Source organism: Actinoplanes sp. NPDC023936 (genome assembly GCF_040639325.1).
In the GTDB taxonomy this organism is placed as follows: domain Bacteria; phylum Actinomycetota; class Actinomycetes; order Mycobacteriales; family Micromonosporaceae; genus Actinoplanes.
In genome coordinates this window covers 61,151-74,246 of record NZ_JBEZZR010000025.1, presented here as the reverse complement: position 1 = coordinate 74,246, position 13,096 = coordinate 61,151, and the positions used below count along the sequence as shown (strand labels likewise).

The following is a 13,096-nucleotide window of genomic DNA, read 5'->3' as shown; positions in this document are numbered from 1 at the left end:
GAGGGTCAGGACGCCTCGGCCTGGCGGTCAGGACGCGGAGCGGCGTACCGAGGCGATGGCGGCGACGACCGCCGTGACCACGACGGCGATGCCGACTCGAACGTAGAAGTGCTCCAGCGGTCCGTCTTCGAACTGCTCGGTCCGCGCCAATGCGCTGAGCAGGACATGAATGGCCAGCGGAACCAGCAGGTAGACGATCCACTCGCGACGGGTTTCGTTCTTCGACATGCCTTGAATTCTGGTGGCCGGCGGGTTCTCGCGGATCTGGCCGCAGGCGGAGATCTCTCTCTACCCCTGGGCATAGAGGCGTGCGGACGGCAGTGAGGACCATCTCAGTGTACGAGTGGTCATTAAGCGCTACAGTCCTTAATGACCAACCGTTCATTAGGAGGACGTGTCATGAACCTCGAGCCCCTCACCCCGCAGAACACCACCGTCGTGCTCGTCGACCACGCCGTCGGCTTCGGCAACGTCCTGCGCTCGCACGATCTCGCCACCCACATCAACAACGTCGTCGGTCTGGCCAAGACCGCCCTCTGGTACGACAGCGGCCTGGTCGTCACGAACGGCCTGCCCAGCAAGCCGTCCGGACCGCTCTACCCCCAGCTGCGCGAGGTCCTCGGTGACCACCCGGTGATCGAACGGCCCGGCAACTTCAACAGCTTCCTCGACGAGGGCTTCGCCGAGGCGGTCCGCGCGACCGGCCGGCGCAAGCTGGCCATCGCGGGCGTCTCCACCGAGGGGTGCGTCCTGCAGACCGTCCTCGGTGGCCTGCGCGCGGGCTACGACGTCCACGTCGTCGTCGACGCGTCGGCCAGCGTCACCCCCGAGACGCACCGCACCGCCATCGAGCGGATGACCCAGGCCGGGGCCGTGCCGATCACCTGGTACTCCCTCGCCGGCGAGTTCACCGTGGACCACCGCAGCCCTGCCGCGCCCCACTTCCAGCGGCTCATGCGTGAGCACGTCCCCACCATGAGCATGGGCGTGCACACCCACCTCGCCGCTCTGCAGCAGGCCGCCGCCCGCTGACCGCCGTACCGATCCGGGAAAGGGGAAACCGTGCATACCAAGCCGCCGCCGCGGCATCACCTGGCCGTCATGATCTGGCTGGCGGTCTTTCCGACTCTCGCCGCGCTCCAGCTGCTGTTCGGCAGCTTCCTGCGCGATGCGCCCATGCTGCTGCGGACATTCTTCCTGGCCACCGCCACGGTGCCGATCGTGGTCTACGTTCTGCTGCCGCCGTTGCAGAAGGTGCGTGCGCGCCTGGTCGGCCGTCGACCCTGACCGATTTTGCGGAAACAGCAAAGAACTTTGCTGTTCTCCTGAAGTGGCGGGAAGCTGGCCGGCATGAGCGAAGATGACGGTTCACTGGCGGGCGAGGGCCCGGTGGCTCCTCGGTCCGGCGCCACGGCGGCGCCCGCGGACGGCGGCAGGTCCGCGGTGTCGATGCCCGCGGACGGCGACGCGGAGCCGTTCTCGGCAGCGATGGAGCGGCGAGTCACCGAAGCCGTTCTCGGCGAGCGCCGGCACGGGTTGCCGGTCCGCCGATGAACGGATCGGGGATTCCGCCGCTCAGGCGGGAACGAAGAGCAGCGTGGCATTGTGCCCGCCGAAGGCGAACGAGTTCGACAGCACGGGTGCCGGTTCCCAGGTCCGGGGCTCGGTCACCAGGTCGATCTTGAAGGAGGGGTCGACGGCGGTCGTGCCCATCGTCGGCGGCAGAGTCCGGTGCAGGTAGGTCAACGCGACAGCGGCTGCCTCGATGGCACCGGCGGCCCCGAGCGAGTGGCCGGTCACGCCCTTGATCGAGGTGACAGCGGGTCCGTCCGGTCCGAAGACCGCGACGATGGCCTCGGCCTCGGCCGCGTCGTTGAGAGGCGTGCCGGTTCCGTGCGCGTTGACGTGTGTCACCTGCGCCGGTTCCACTCCTGCGTCGGTGAGAGCCTCGCGCATGGCCGCGGCAGCGCCGCGGCCACCGGGCGCCGGTGCGGTGAGGTGGTAGGCGTCGGCGGTGGACCCGGTCCCGGTGATCTCGGCATAGATACGTGCACCACGGGCACGGGCGCGGGACATCTCCTCCAGGACCAGAACGCCGGCGCCCTCAGCCGCGCAGAAGCCGTCACGCTCGGCGTCGAAGGGGCGGCTGGATCCGGTCGGGGACAACGCCCGCATGTTCCCGAAGCCGGCCAGGTTGACCCCGGTCAGGCAGGACTCCGTGCCGCCGGCGAGCGCGACGTCGGCCCGGCCGGACGCGACCCAGCGCGCCGCGCCGGCAATCGACTGGGTGCCGGTGGCGCAGGCGGTGGAGACGGTTTCGCACGGCCCGGTGAATCCCCACCGTTGTGAGACGGCCCCAGCGGCCGCGTTGGGCATGACCATCGGGATGGTCAGCGGCGAGACGCGCCGCGCGCCCCTGGCGTCCAACGTGCGCACCTGCTCCTCCCAGGAGTAGGCGCCGCCGATCCCGGAGCCGATCAGGACGCCGGTGCCCTCCCGGTCGGCGTCGCCGAGCCCGGCGTCGGTGATGGCCTCGTCGGCGGCGACCAGGGCGAGCTGGGCGAAGCGGTCGAGTCGCCGGAGCTCCACCCGGGACAGGCCGATCACGGCCGGATCGAATCCTTCGACGCGGCGCTCGGTGGCCTGCCGCGCCGGTTCGCTCAGTCCTCGCCAGAACGCCGCGGCGCCAACACCGCACGACGCCAGCACGCCGACGCCGGTCACCGCAACCCGCCGGCCACTCCGAGACTCGCGCATGTGTCCCCTCCTCGTGAACCCTCTCCTCGTTTCGACCCTGCGCTCTCCGAAGGGTCAAAAACCAGTCCAGCACTGTCCAGCGGGCGCTCAGCTCGTCGGGCTTTGCCGGCGTGGCTTATCTTCCCGGCATGAGACCTGCGACACGGGCTGCCGCGGCAGTCGCCTTCGTCGTGGCGGCCGCGGTTGTCTGGGCGTACACCGTGCGGTTGGAGGCGGTCTGCTGCCGCGCCGATATCGGCACGGGCATGGCCGATGCCGACGCCTACTGGTTGCGCGATGTGCGCTGGGGCGCCGTCGTGGCGGTCGCCGGTCTGCTGGTCGTCGTCGTGATGGGCCGGCGGCCGTCGGCGTCGCGCCGGTGGCCGATGACGGCGGCGGCGACGGTGTGCATGACATGCGCGGCGGCGGTCGCGGCGCTGGAAGGGCCCGGTGACACCGGCTGGGCACCGGCGGCAACGCGGACGGCCGCCGTCGGACTGCTTCTCGTCGCCGGCTTCGCAGGGGTGGCCGCCGTGGCGCCCGCAAGGATCCGGCGGGTGCCGGTCGTCGCGGGGCTCGCCGCGTCGTCGTTCGTCCTGCTCGCCGTGGTCGATCACTTCGTGGCGCTGCTCGCGGGAGCGTTGCTCGCCGTCGGCGCGGTCACGATTCTCAGCCGCCCGAGACTCGGGCTGCGAGCGGCCGTCGCCCCGATGCTGTGGACCCTGGTGGGCTACCCGGCCCTGTCCTTCGTGATGACGCTGGCGACCCTGGACGCCGGCCGGCCCGTCACCGCCCTCGCCGGAGATCCGGCGGTCAGTCCGGCGGACTCCGACATGCTCTACACGGTGACCGCAGTGACGGTGGGACTGGCCTTCGCCGCTGTCGACGGGTTGTGCCGGTGGATCGGCGCCGAGCTACGGCGCCGTCCCCGGATGCCGGACCGGCCGGCCGCGGTGGTGTGACCGCTGACGCCCTGTCCCGGGCCGGACGCTGATGGACATCCCTTGAGCTGGCAGATGGCAGCCTCGCAGAGACAGTCTCGCCTCATGAGCCGGGCGGCGAACATCAGCCGTCTTCGACCATTGGGGGAGAGCATGGACGTCATCGGCACCTACGGAACACTGGCTGGACCGGTGCGGCTGGGACACCGGGAGTGGAGCACCTTCGAGTGGGCCGACCGCTGCGCCGAGGCTTCGCGGGCCGGACTGAGCGGCCTCGGGATACAGCACGGTGACCTCGAGCATCTGCTCGAGACCCGGAGCCTGACCGAGATCAAGCAGATCTTCGACGATCACGGCCTGCGGTTCCTCGAACTGGAGTTCCTCACCGACTGGTTCATCCCCGGCAACGCTGCCGCTCAGCAGCGCAAGGAGCTCTTGTTCGAGGCCGCCGCCGTGCTGGGAGCCCACCACATCAAGGTCGGCAACAGGTACGGCCGCCCCTACTCGGCCGCACATCTCGCCGACAGCTACGCGGCCCTGTGCGCCGAGGCAGCCCAGCGCCACGATGCCGTGCTCGCCTACGAGCCCATGCCGTTCGGTGTCAAACCCGTCACGCTCGACGAGGCGGTGGGCATCGTCGCGGCTGCCGGCACGCCCAACGCCGGCCTGGCACTGGACACCTGGGACCTGACGCACCTCGGCGTCTCCCCCGACGACCTGCGCCGGGTGCCGCTGCGGTACATCGCTCACGTGGAGCTCAGCGACGGCGTGGAACCCGATCCGATGAACCCGATCGGTCTGCTGCTGGAGGCGGTCACGCGCCGGCGCTTCCCCGGCGCCGGCTCCTACGACGTGGCCGGGTACGCCCAGGTGGTGAGCGACATGGGCTATGCCGGGCCCTGGGGTGTCGAAGTGCTCTCCACCGAGCTGAAGGACGTTTCGCTGCGGAGCCTGTGCCGCCGCACCTTCGACTCGGCCCGGCACGTCACCTCGGCGCCTCGTACCGTCGTGCCGGCTGCTTGAGACGGGATCCGGGCCGGCGGTGAGCCGCCCGGCCCGGCCAGGGGACGTGCCTGGCCGGGCACTCCGTCGTCATGTCCCGGTACGCCGCAGCCGGCCGTCCGCCGCGATGTGGACGGTTTGACCACCTCGCACGGCGGCCTCCACGGCGGATGCCAGGGCGCTACGGGCGGCGGTGCGATGTGTGGCGCCGATCTGGCGGCCCACTTTGTTGTTGTGCAGATCCATCGCCACGGTCACCGGGTCGGCGGCCGGCACTCGCTCGTGTGCGGTGGTGAACTGCTCGGTCCAGGCCTCGCCGAACCGCTGGGTCAGGCGGGCGTTCCAGTACGTGTGCCGGAAGGCGTCGGGATAGCCGTCGTAGAAACCGTCGCCGCCGAACCTGCGGGTGCACTCACGGGCCGCGTCTCGCGAGATCACGGCGACGCGCATGGCACGGATCGGGTTCAGCCGGTGAAGCAGCGCGGCTTCCGAGCGTGGCACGAGGCGGGTCCACCGGCGTAGCAGGGCACCGAGCAGACCGCCCGGTATCCGGACGAGTCCGTCCGGGTCCGGCTCGACCCGGTAGTCCTGCAACATCTGCTCATGGAAGTCGGTCGTGCGGGCGGCGTCCACGGTGTCCTCCAAGTCCGGCCGGGGTGATACAGAAGGTAGTGTCGAAGCCCTCCCACCAGCTGTTCTGCCGCTGTTCAGCCGTGTCCGGACGGCAGTGAACTGCTGCTGATCTGGCCCCGGACATCCGTGTCCGCACATAGTGGCGCCGGAAGATGGGAGATCCTCGTGCTGTATGACCGTCCACCGCGGATGACCGGGCGTGGCTCCGGCACTCGCCTCGACCAGCGGAGGGCCCGGACCCGGGCGGCGCTGATCGGAGCGGCTCGAACTCTGCTCGTGGTCCGCGACGCGGAGGAGGTCAGCGTTCAGGAGATCACCGACGCGGCCGACGTGGGGTTCGGTACCTTCTACAACCACTTCTCATCGAAACAGCAACTGTTCGCGGCGGCACTGGACCAGGTGGCCGAGGAGCATGCGGCGATGCTGGAGAAGGTCACCGCCGAGATGGCCGATCCGGCCGAGGCCGTCGCGGTCGTCGTCCGGGTGACGGCTCGTCTCCTTCGGTGGCGGCCGGAGACCGCGCGCGTGATCGACCGGGCTGGTGTGCGTTACCTGACCCCGGCGTCCGGACCGGTCCTGGTGCTGCTGCGTCACCTGCGGGCCGCCGAGCAGGCCGGACGTCTCGCCGTCGGCGAGGCCGAGCTGGACATCGCCTGTGTCGCCGGCATGCTGCTCGGTGTCCTGCACCTCGGGCTCACCGATGGGCGTGAGTTCGACATCGAGAGGGCCGCCGACGGTCTCGCCGTCAATGCGCTGCGCATGTTCGGGATGCCGGAGCAGGACGCCCGTGCCGTCGTGGCGCGCCCGTTGCCGCCGATCCCGTGGGCGGCTCCGGCCGGCCCGGCCGCGGTGGCCGGGCGCTGTGCCGTACCGAAGGAGATCTAGCTCTAGCCGGCGGCACCGACCTCCGCGAGGTAACCGGCGGCCTTTTCCTCATCGACGAACCAGTGGAGGAAGTCGTTGGGGTCGTTGAAGCCGGCCGCGAACCGGCGGGCGATCCGCTCGTTGCTCGAGGCGGCGCCGAGCAGCTGCTGCACGTGCGGTGGCAGCGGCTGGAGCATGGCGTTGGTCCAGCCGGTGACGGCGTGGCCGTGCGCGGCCCAGAATCCTTCGAAGGTGTCGGTCATCCAGTGCTCGTCGAACGGCTGGTCGCCGCGGTTCAGGATGGCCCGCAGGTAGTGGTGCGCGGCCTTGGCGGCGGTGTTGCTGCCCTGACCGGTGATCGGGTCGTTGGTGACGACCACGTCGGCGAGCCCGAGAACCTTGCCTCCGCCGGGCAGGTGTGCGACCGGACGCCGGACGGTCGGGGTGTACCGCCCGTGCAGGGTGGCCCTGGCGTCGGTGAGCCGCACGTCACCGGCGCGCTCGTGCACCCAGGGCACGTACTCGCGGATCAGCTCCAGGGTGAGTGCGAGGTGCTGGTCCGGCGACATCCGGCCGGGGTGCCCGGCCCAGCGATCCAGCGGGCCACCCGGGACCGCCTCCCAGAACAGCATGTCGCACGGGCCGGTGTGGGTCAGGCCGGGGATCACGAACAATTCACCGAGGCCGGGTACGGCGTGGAAGCCGATGTGCGGGACCGGCCACTGCGGATCCGGCTCGAGCCCGTGCACGTACGCGACGGCCAGTCCGCGCTGCGCCTCGGTGTACGGCGAGCGGCTCCGGTCCCGCTCGAAGAGCGAGACCAGGTCACCTCTGCCGGCCGCGACCACGGTCAGGTCGTAGTGGCCCAGCCGGGTGATCGTGTCCAGATCCTCGGGTGTGACCGCCTGGTGGACGACCCGGACGCCTCGTTCCTCCGCGTCCTGCAACCAGCGGGCCATCTTGATCCGCTGGTCGGTCGATCGGGCCGGTCTGTCCAGCGGCGCGGTGACGGCGAGGGCGAGCCGGCCGGGCGGGGCGGAGAGCGCGACGCGCAGGCCGTGGAGCGCCGGTGTCTCGTCCTCCCAGTGATTCAGGCCGTACGCCCGCTCCGTCCCGAGCGACATGTCGAACATCGCCTGGGTCGAGGTGACCCAGCCGTCGCGGATCTCATCGGAGGTGCGCGCCGACATCACTGTGACCTGGTAGCCCTCGGCCCGCAGGCTCAGGGCGAGTTGAAGGCCGGCCTGGCCGGCGCCCACGACGAGAATCTTGCGCAAGGTGCTGCCTCCTGTGCTCGCGTCCATTCGGTCCCCGCAGGACGTACGGGGACGGCGAGAGAAATCTAGAAAGCAGCCATGACCTCCACCAGACGACGCGTTGTCCGGCGGTGTCCACCCGCAGCCGGGGCCTTACCCGGCCGACGCGGCCGGATGAGCCTGTGCTCCACAACGAAACGGTCCACCGGCGCCGGAACGCCGATGGACCGTGTCGAGCTCGATGAGCCGTGTTCAGTAGATGGTGGTGCCGGTCTTGGCGAGGGCCTCCTTGACCGGTTGGTAGACCGTGTACCGGCCGGGTCCGATCGGATCGGAGCACGTACCCTTCAGGCCGGACAGCAGTCCGAGGGCCGTGTTGCCGGCGAACAGCGGTCCTCCGCTGTCTCCTGGTTCCGCGCAGGCGTTGGTGACGACAAGGTTGTCGACGAGGACTCCGCCCACCTTCATCTCAGCATCCACGACCGCCACCGTGCCCTGTCGCTTGCCGGTGGTGGATCCCACCCGGGTGACCACTTGGCCGACCCAGGCGTCGCCGGCGTTCGCGATGTCGCGGAGGGTTCCGTCCTTCATGTTGACCGACCCGGGCCGGGCGACGTTGTTGTTGGCGTACTGGACCACCGCCCAGTCGTCCGGACCGTATACCGAGTTGAGGCGTACGCCGAGAAGGGTGCCATTGGCGTCCCCCCAGAGTGCCTTCCCGGACCCAGTGCAGTGACCCGCGGTCAGGAACGCCGCCTGCCCGTCCGACAGCCGCACGTTGAACCCCAGCGAACAGCGGCTGTTGCGGACGGTGAAGATGGCGTCGCCACCTGCCGCCGCCAGGCGCAACTCATTGCTCGACCGTTCCACTCGCACGGCATCTCCGTAGGCCTTGATCCGCTCCCGCAGCCGGGCCTCGGCGGCTGGGGTCACCGTGCTGTCCAAGCTGACCAGGACCTGGTTGTTCGGCACGTCGACAGCCCACAACATGCCGGACACCGCCGCGGCTCGCACCGCGTTCTTCACCTCGGCCAACTCGTCGGCGGTGTGCGCCACGACCTTCGGCGCCGCACCCCAGGCGCGGACCTGCCGGGCCGAGGCCTCGCTGTCGACGGTCACCACCATGGCGCCGGATTCGTTCTGGTAGACGCCCGCGGACCGCTCACCGAGACGCTCGCCGATCGCTACCGCCGTCTCGGGACTCACCACCGGTGCGGCATGAGCGGCTTCGACACCGAACGCGACAACCGCTGCCGTAGCGATCAGCGCACCACCGACTCGTGTGGACCTCGACGACAACACCATGAATCAACCTCCACGCATGGGGATCCCGACCTCCGAGGCCGGCCGGGTGAGCGTAGGAAGACATCACTGGCAATAAACACGCCAATCGTTATCCGGCTATGTCCACTCTGGTGCGCCGGGCCGTGACACGGCTGTCGGCGGCGATGACGTCGTGGCCAGGGCTGGGAAAGGGCTGACCGGCCCGAGGTCAGAGCGCGGGCCCGCGCCGTAGGTAGGCCGCCGCGCCCGCGACCAGCAGCACCACGGCGATCGTCCACGGGACGGCGATGTCACCGGGTTGCATCGGCCACCCCCACCACAGCGCGGCGCCGTGCTCCTGACGGGGCGGGGAAGCCAGGACGAAGACGGTGTATCCGAGAGCCGGCATCCAGCTCGTTCCGGCGCGCATCACACCGGACGCCAGCAGCACCAGCCCCAGCAGGCCGATCGAGTTCCGCACCACGACCACGGTGGCGTCGGTGCCGAGCGCCGCCAGGCCCGCCAGTGCGGGCGGAACCACCGCGACGAGCAGGCCCGCCACGACATGCGCCGCCCGGAGCGCCGGCCGCTGTCGTGCCGTCGACCGTTCCAGCGCCACGTCGGCGCCGGCCAGCGTGCGGGCCACGAACGTCACGGCCAGCAGCGGACCGGCCGTGACGATGGGCCACCACCAGCCGGGTGCGAAGTCGCCGTCCTTGAACCACCCGGCGGAGTACGCCATGGCGAGGGCTGCCACCGAGACCGCGAGGAGGGTCGCCGCCGCGCCACGTGCCTCGAGGTGGCGGCGCAGACCGACGCTCATTGCCGGACCAGCTCGTCGAAGGCGGGACGGTCGCAGTCGCGTGCCGCGTCCAGGTAGGCGGCGATCCAGGCCCGCCGGGCCTGCGTGTCGGCGGCAAGGCGCGTGGCGATCGGATCCGTGGCCGGGCCGGTGCCCGGCACGATGGTGGTGCCGATGTTCCAGGCCCGCTCCATCGACGGCGTCTGCGCGGTGCACCAGGCCGTGAAGAGGTATTCGACCATCTGGGTGCGCAGCCATTCCCGATCGCGGAGGTCGGCGCTGAAGGAGGCCGTCCGGCCTTCCAGGAAGGGAATCGTGGCCCGGCCGGGCACGTAGGGCGGCCGGCCGGCGTCGGGGTCCACGATGAATTCCTCGGCGACGAAGCTTCCGGCGGGTAGCTCGGCGAGAACCGGCCTGACCACCTGCGTGACGGCCGGCAGCAGCGCCTCGTGGACCCGCTGGACGCACACCTTCGGCGCGTCGTCGGTGCACACCAGGGTCAGCGCCACCGGATCCGGCTCGGTCCACGCCGCGGTGTAGCTGTTGCCGTTGAACCGGTACGGGAGGGTGGACAGCGGGACCGCCATTGCCACGGCCAGCACGGCGGGCAGCAGTGCCCACGCCCGGCGCCGCGCGCCTGCCAGGGTCAGGAGCGCCACGATGCAGGCGAGGAACCACACGGCGGCCTGCACACCGACGGTGAGGCGCAGCCGCTGGCCGTCTCCGCCGGGCAGGGTCATCGGCACGAGCTGCCCGATGCTGCTCTTGGTGTAGACGGGCACGACGGCGGCCACGTAGACGACCAGGGCGACGATCGGCGCGGTCCAGCGGTAGGGCAGCAGGCGGCCCGCCGCGAATCCGATCGACAGGCAGGTGAGGAACTCGAGCAGGGCCAGCAGCCCGAGAAGGGGCCAGCGGCCACCACCGTAGGACAGCGCCGGGAAGACCGGAGCGGCGATCACGGCCAGCACCGGGATCAGGCCGGCCGTGACCGCGACGACCAGGGCGGCGACGGCAGTGAGATCACGCTGCCAGCGGGGCCGGGACACGACGGTCAGCAGCTCGTCGACCCGCAACCGCCGTTCCCGGCTGCCCACCCAGGCGCCGGCCGCGGCGACCAGCGGCCCCAGCAGGATGCCGGCGGTCATGAGTCCGGACAGGATTCCGGGTCCGGAAGCCGACCAGGGTCCCGTCGAGTCCGGATTCGCCCAGGTGATCAGGGACAGCAGGATGCCTCCCACGGCGACGACCGCGGCCAGCAGCGCACCGGTGCCCCGCCGGAATTCCAGCGTCATGATCCGCGCACTCATCAGCGCACCTCGGCGATCGCGCCGGCGCCGCGCAGTGCCGCGGTGTAACCGCGTTCCAGCGCCGACGTCCCTGGTTCCGGTGAGGCCACGGTCGCGCCCAGCCTCTCCAGATCGGCCGGCGTCCCGCGCAGCACGATGCGGCCGTCGCCCATCAGCACGATCTGGTCGCAGACCGACGCGACGTCCTCGACGATGTGGGTGCTGATCAGCACAGTGGTGTCCAGGCCGATCTCGCGAACCAGCTGGCGGAAGGTCACCCGCTGCTCCGGGTCCAGTCCCGCCGTCGGCTCGTCGAGCAGGAGCAGCTCGGGTTCGTTGACCAGGGCCTGGGCCAGCCCGGCCCGGCGCAGCATGCCGCCGGAGAGTTCCTTCATCCGGGTGTCGGCGCGATCGGCGAGCCCGACGCGGGCGATCGCCTGCTCGACGGCCGCCGCCGAACGCGACGCCGGCATCTCCTTGAGCCAGGCGAAGTAGGAGACGAACTCCCGTACCGTGAAACGGGGATAGGAACCGAAGGCCTGCGGGAGGTAACCCAGCCGGCGGCGGATCTCCCGGCGGTCGCGCTCCTGGCGGACATCGCGGCCGAGCAGCATCACTGCCCCGGAAGTGGCGGGGAGCACTGTGGACAGCACCCGCATCAGCGTGGTCTTGCCGGCCCCGTTGGGCCCGAGCAGGCCGTGGACGCCGGTGTCCAGGCTCAGATCCAGACCGTCGAGGGCGGTACGTGCTTTGTGGCGCCGGCCGTATCGGACGCCGAGTCCGCTGACATGCACCGGGGGCAGCATGTTGAGCGAGGTCATCGGTTGCTCCAATTGTTCGCGGTGACGAGCTGGAAGCGCTCGCGGTTGAGGTAGAGGGCTAGAGCGGCGAGGCCGGTGGCCGCCGCCCACAGCGGTTGCGCGGTGGTGTTGAAGGCGATGCTCTCGGCGAGGGGTTGCGCGGTCAGCCGGGCAGCGGCGAGCAGATCGCCGCCGCTGCGCAGGAGCGGCAGCCCGAGGGTGCCGGCGCACCACAGCACCACCGCGGCACGGGCGGCGCGCTCGACGCCGAGCACGGAGCCCACGGCGAGGGTGGCGGTGGTCAGCGCCGCACAGGGCAGCAACCAGGCCACGGTCCATCCGGCATCGCCGCCGGCGGCACCCCGCACGAGTCCGGCCACCACGGTGAGGGGGATGGCGACCGCCAGCACGACAAGCGTGCGCCACAGGGTCAGTCGCAGCATCGCCGAGGGGGCGGCGAGCACCGCCTCCCAGCACGGGTCGTCCTCGCCGACGGCGGCCAGCGCGACTCCGGCGACCGGTATCGCCGGCGCCAGCAGCCACAGGAGGCTGCCCGCCGACTCGCCGGTGTTGCCCGCCAGCAGGTCGAGCAGGGTGGTGGCGGCGACGGCCAGCACGACCGTCAGAAGCGCCCCGGGCTGGGTGGCCCACCGCAGCCAGCGCACCCGCTGGCGTGCCGGTGCGGGCAACGGCTGCGGTGGCCGGGACAGCACGGCGTCGCGGACGTCGTGGAGCAGCCGCAGGTCCGGGGGAGCCATCACGGCGGCCAGCTCGGCCCGGCAGGCCGCGCAGGCGACCAGGTGTGCCTCCACCGACCAGGCGTCGGCTTCCGGGGCGCGGCCTTCGGCGTACGCCGTGAGCAGTGCCGGTGACGCGTGCCAGCGCGCGGATTCGGCTCCGGTGGGGTGTGCTGCGTTCATGCGAGTGCCTGCCTCAGCGTCGTGCGGGCTCGGAAGGCCCGCGCTTTGACCGTTCCTTCGGGTACGCCGAGCAGAACGGCGGTCTCCCTGGTGCTGAGCCCGTCGAGCACCGTGGCCTGGAGCACCGCGCGCAGCTCGGGTGAGAGCCGGTCGAGCGCGGCCTCCAGACCGCCGCTGAGGAGCTCGTCGAGTACCACGGCCTCGGCCGACGGGGTGGCCTGTTCCGTGGTCATGGCCGCGTGGCGGGTGGTCGCCGACGTCCGCACCGTCCGGTGCCGGTAGGCGTCGACCAGCCGCCGGGCCGCGATCGTCCAGATCCAGCCGGCGACCTCACCGCGTCCGTCCCACTGGCGAGCCGCCTGCCAGGCCGCGGTGAAGGTGTCCTGTAGCACGTCGGCGACCATCTCGGCGTCGGCGCATCGGCGGCGGAGCCGGATCAGCACCATCGGCGCGAGCCGGTCGTACAGCACGCCGAACGCGGCTTCGTCGCCTCGTGCGGCACGGCGTAACAGGGCCGCGTCGTCGAGTCCGAGCATGTCTTTCACGATCTCTCTGACGGGGCTCGCCGGAAGCCGGTTCGGGGCGATCCC

Annotated in this window: 16 protein-coding genes; 6 read left to right on the top strand and 10 right to left on the bottom strand. The window is 71.1% G+C overall.

The window, feature by feature from the left end:
• Window positions 1–27: 27 nt before the first annotated feature.
• Window positions 28–228 carry a hypothetical protein gene (locus tag AB0F72_RS27780; protein ID WP_360436675.1) on the bottom strand — a complete coding sequence of 67 codons (201 nt, stop codon included), beginning with the start codon at window positions 226–228 and terminating at the stop codon, window positions 28–30.
• A gap of 171 nt (window positions 229–399) precedes the next feature.
• Here AB0F72_RS27780 and AB0F72_RS27775 point away from each other — a divergent pair, with 171 nt between their 5' ends.
• The 3 genes from AB0F72_RS27775 to AB0F72_RS27765 all read left to right on the top strand — a co-directional run bounded on the left by AB0F72_RS27775 (window position 400) and on the right by AB0F72_RS27765 (window position 1,554).
• Window positions 400–1,032: an isochorismatase family protein gene (locus AB0F72_RS27775; protein WP_360436674.1), complete on the top strand. Its 633-nt coding sequence runs from the start codon at window positions 400–402 to the stop codon at window positions 1,030–1,032.
• A 30-nt stretch (window positions 1,033–1,062) separates the two neighbouring features.
• Window positions 1,063–1,287, top strand: a complete 225-nt coding sequence (locus AB0F72_RS27770) for a hypothetical protein (RefSeq protein ID WP_360436672.1) — start codon at window positions 1,063–1,065, stop codon at window positions 1,285–1,287.
• A 63-nt stretch (window positions 1,288–1,350) separates the two neighbouring features.
• Window positions 1,351–1,554 (top strand): hypothetical protein, encoded by a 204-nt coding sequence (locus AB0F72_RS27765; protein ID WP_360436670.1) that lies wholly within the window; start codon window positions 1,351–1,353, stop codon window positions 1,552–1,554.
• Between the two features lie 21 nt (window positions 1,555–1,575).
• On the opposite strand, the gene AB0F72_RS27760 is transcribed toward AB0F72_RS27765, so the two are convergent.
• Entirely contained in the window at window positions 1,576–2,757 is a 1,182-nt protein-coding gene (locus AB0F72_RS27760) for a beta-ketoacyl-[acyl-carrier-protein] synthase family protein (protein ID WP_360436668.1), read from the bottom strand.
• 128 nt (window positions 2,758–2,885) lie between these two features.
• Between AB0F72_RS27760 and AB0F72_RS27755 the strand changes: the two genes are divergently transcribed.
• Both AB0F72_RS27755 and AB0F72_RS27750 read left to right on the top strand, forming a co-directional pair.
• Window positions 2,886–3,698 carry a hypothetical protein gene (locus AB0F72_RS27755; RefSeq protein ID WP_360436666.1) on the top strand — a complete coding sequence of 271 codons (813 nt, stop codon included), beginning with the start codon at window positions 2,886–2,888 and terminating at the stop codon, window positions 3,696–3,698.
• A 132-nt stretch (window positions 3,699–3,830) separates the two neighbouring features.
• Window positions 3,831–4,700 carry a sugar phosphate isomerase/epimerase family protein gene (locus AB0F72_RS27750; RefSeq protein ID WP_360436664.1) on the top strand — a complete coding sequence of 290 codons (870 nt, stop codon included), beginning with the start codon at window positions 3,831–3,833 and terminating at the stop codon, window positions 4,698–4,700.
• Window positions 4,701–4,769: 69 nt separating this feature from the next.
• On the opposite strand, the gene AB0F72_RS27745 is transcribed toward AB0F72_RS27750, so the two are convergent.
• Window positions 4,770–5,312: a hypothetical protein gene (locus AB0F72_RS27745; protein WP_360436662.1), complete on the bottom strand. Its 543-nt coding sequence runs from the start codon at window positions 5,310–5,312 to the stop codon at window positions 4,770–4,772.
• Window positions 5,313–5,477: 165 nt separating this feature from the next.
• Here AB0F72_RS27745 and AB0F72_RS27740 point away from each other — a divergent pair, with 165 nt between their 5' ends.
• Window positions 5,478–6,197 carry a helix-turn-helix domain-containing protein gene (locus tag AB0F72_RS27740; protein WP_360436660.1) on the top strand — a complete coding sequence of 240 codons (720 nt, stop codon included), beginning with the start codon at window positions 5,478–5,480 and terminating at the stop codon, window positions 6,195–6,197.
• Between the two features lie 2 nt (window positions 6,198–6,199).
• Here AB0F72_RS27740 and AB0F72_RS27735 read toward each other — a convergent pair whose 3' ends face one another.
• From AB0F72_RS27735 to AB0F72_RS27705, 7 genes are all read right to left on the bottom strand, one after another.
• On the bottom strand, window positions 6,200–7,453 hold the full coding sequence (locus AB0F72_RS27735; protein WP_360436659.1) for a styrene monooxygenase/indole monooxygenase family protein: 1,254 nt from the start codon (window positions 7,451–7,453) through the stop codon (window positions 6,200–6,202).
• Window positions 7,454–7,684: 231 nt separating this feature from the next.
• On the bottom strand, window positions 7,685–8,641 hold the full coding sequence (locus AB0F72_RS27730) for a S1 family peptidase (RefSeq protein ID WP_360436657.1): 957 nt from the start codon (window positions 8,639–8,641) through the stop codon (window positions 7,685–7,687).
• A gap of 283 nt (window positions 8,642–8,924) precedes the next feature.
• Window positions 8,925–9,518 carry a hypothetical protein gene (locus tag AB0F72_RS27725; RefSeq protein ID WP_360436655.1) on the bottom strand — a complete coding sequence of 198 codons (594 nt, stop codon included), beginning with the start codon at window positions 9,516–9,518 and terminating at the stop codon, window positions 8,925–8,927.
• Entirely contained in the window at window positions 9,515–10,807 is a 1,293-nt protein-coding gene (locus AB0F72_RS27720) for a hypothetical protein (RefSeq protein ID WP_360436653.1), read from the bottom strand. Before AB0F72_RS27720 ends, AB0F72_RS27725 begins: the two co-directional genes overlap by 4 nt.
• Window positions 10,807–11,589 carry an ABC transporter ATP-binding protein gene (locus AB0F72_RS27715; RefSeq protein ID WP_360436787.1) on the bottom strand — a complete coding sequence of 261 codons (783 nt, stop codon included), beginning with the start codon at window positions 11,587–11,589 and terminating at the stop codon, window positions 10,807–10,809. The genes AB0F72_RS27720 and AB0F72_RS27715 overlap by 1 nt, the downstream gene beginning before the upstream one ends.
• Before the next feature lie 14 nt (window positions 11,590–11,603).
• The gene (locus tag AB0F72_RS27710) at window positions 11,604–12,506 is read right to left on the bottom strand and encodes a zf-HC2 domain-containing protein (protein ID WP_360436651.1); all 903 of its coding nucleotides are present in this window, start codon (window positions 12,504–12,506) and stop codon (window positions 11,604–11,606) included.
• Window positions 12,503–13,042: an RNA polymerase sigma factor gene (locus AB0F72_RS27705; protein ID WP_360436649.1), complete on the bottom strand. Its 540-nt coding sequence runs from the start codon at window positions 13,040–13,042 to the stop codon at window positions 12,503–12,505. Before AB0F72_RS27705 ends, AB0F72_RS27710 begins: the two co-directional genes overlap by 4 nt.
• Between the last annotated feature and the right edge of the window lie 54 nt (window positions 13,043–13,096).

Bases quoted from the DNA above. Each gene is read 5' to 3' on its own strand.
- AB0F72_RS27765 (WP_360436670.1), top strand. From the start codon at position 1,351: ATGAGCGAAGATGACGGTTCACTGGCGGGCGAGGGCCCGGTGGCTCCT.
- AB0F72_RS27710 (WP_360436651.1), bottom strand. From the start codon at position 12,506: ATGAACGCAGCACACCCCACCGGAGCCGAATCCGCGCGCTGGCACGCG.
- AB0F72_RS27780 (WP_360436675.1), bottom strand. From the start codon at position 228: ATGTCGAAGAACGAAACCCGTCGCGAGTGGATCGTCTACCTGCTGGTT.
- AB0F72_RS27705 (WP_360436649.1), bottom strand. From the start codon at position 13,042: ATGCTCGGACTCGACGACGCGGCCCTGTTACGCCGTGCCGCACGAGGC.
- AB0F72_RS27755 (WP_360436666.1), top strand. From the start codon at position 2,886: ATGAGACCTGCGACACGGGCTGCCGCGGCAGTCGCCTTCGTCGTGGCG.
- AB0F72_RS27775 (WP_360436674.1), top strand. From the start codon at position 400: ATGAACCTCGAGCCCCTCACCCCGCAGAACACCACCGTCGTGCTCGTC.
- AB0F72_RS27725 (WP_360436655.1), bottom strand. From the start codon at position 9,518: ATGAGCGTCGGTCTGCGCCGCCACCTCGAGGCACGTGGCGCGGCGGCG.
- AB0F72_RS27750 (WP_360436664.1), top strand. From the start codon at position 3,831: ATGGACGTCATCGGCACCTACGGAACACTGGCTGGACCGGTGCGGCTG.
- AB0F72_RS27720 (WP_360436653.1), bottom strand. From the start codon at position 10,807: ATGAGTGCGCGGATCATGACGCTGGAATTCCGGCGGGGCACCGGTGCG.
- AB0F72_RS27760 (WP_360436668.1), bottom strand. From the start codon at position 2,757: ATGCGCGAGTCTCGGAGTGGCCGGCGGGTTGCGGTGACCGGCGTCGGC.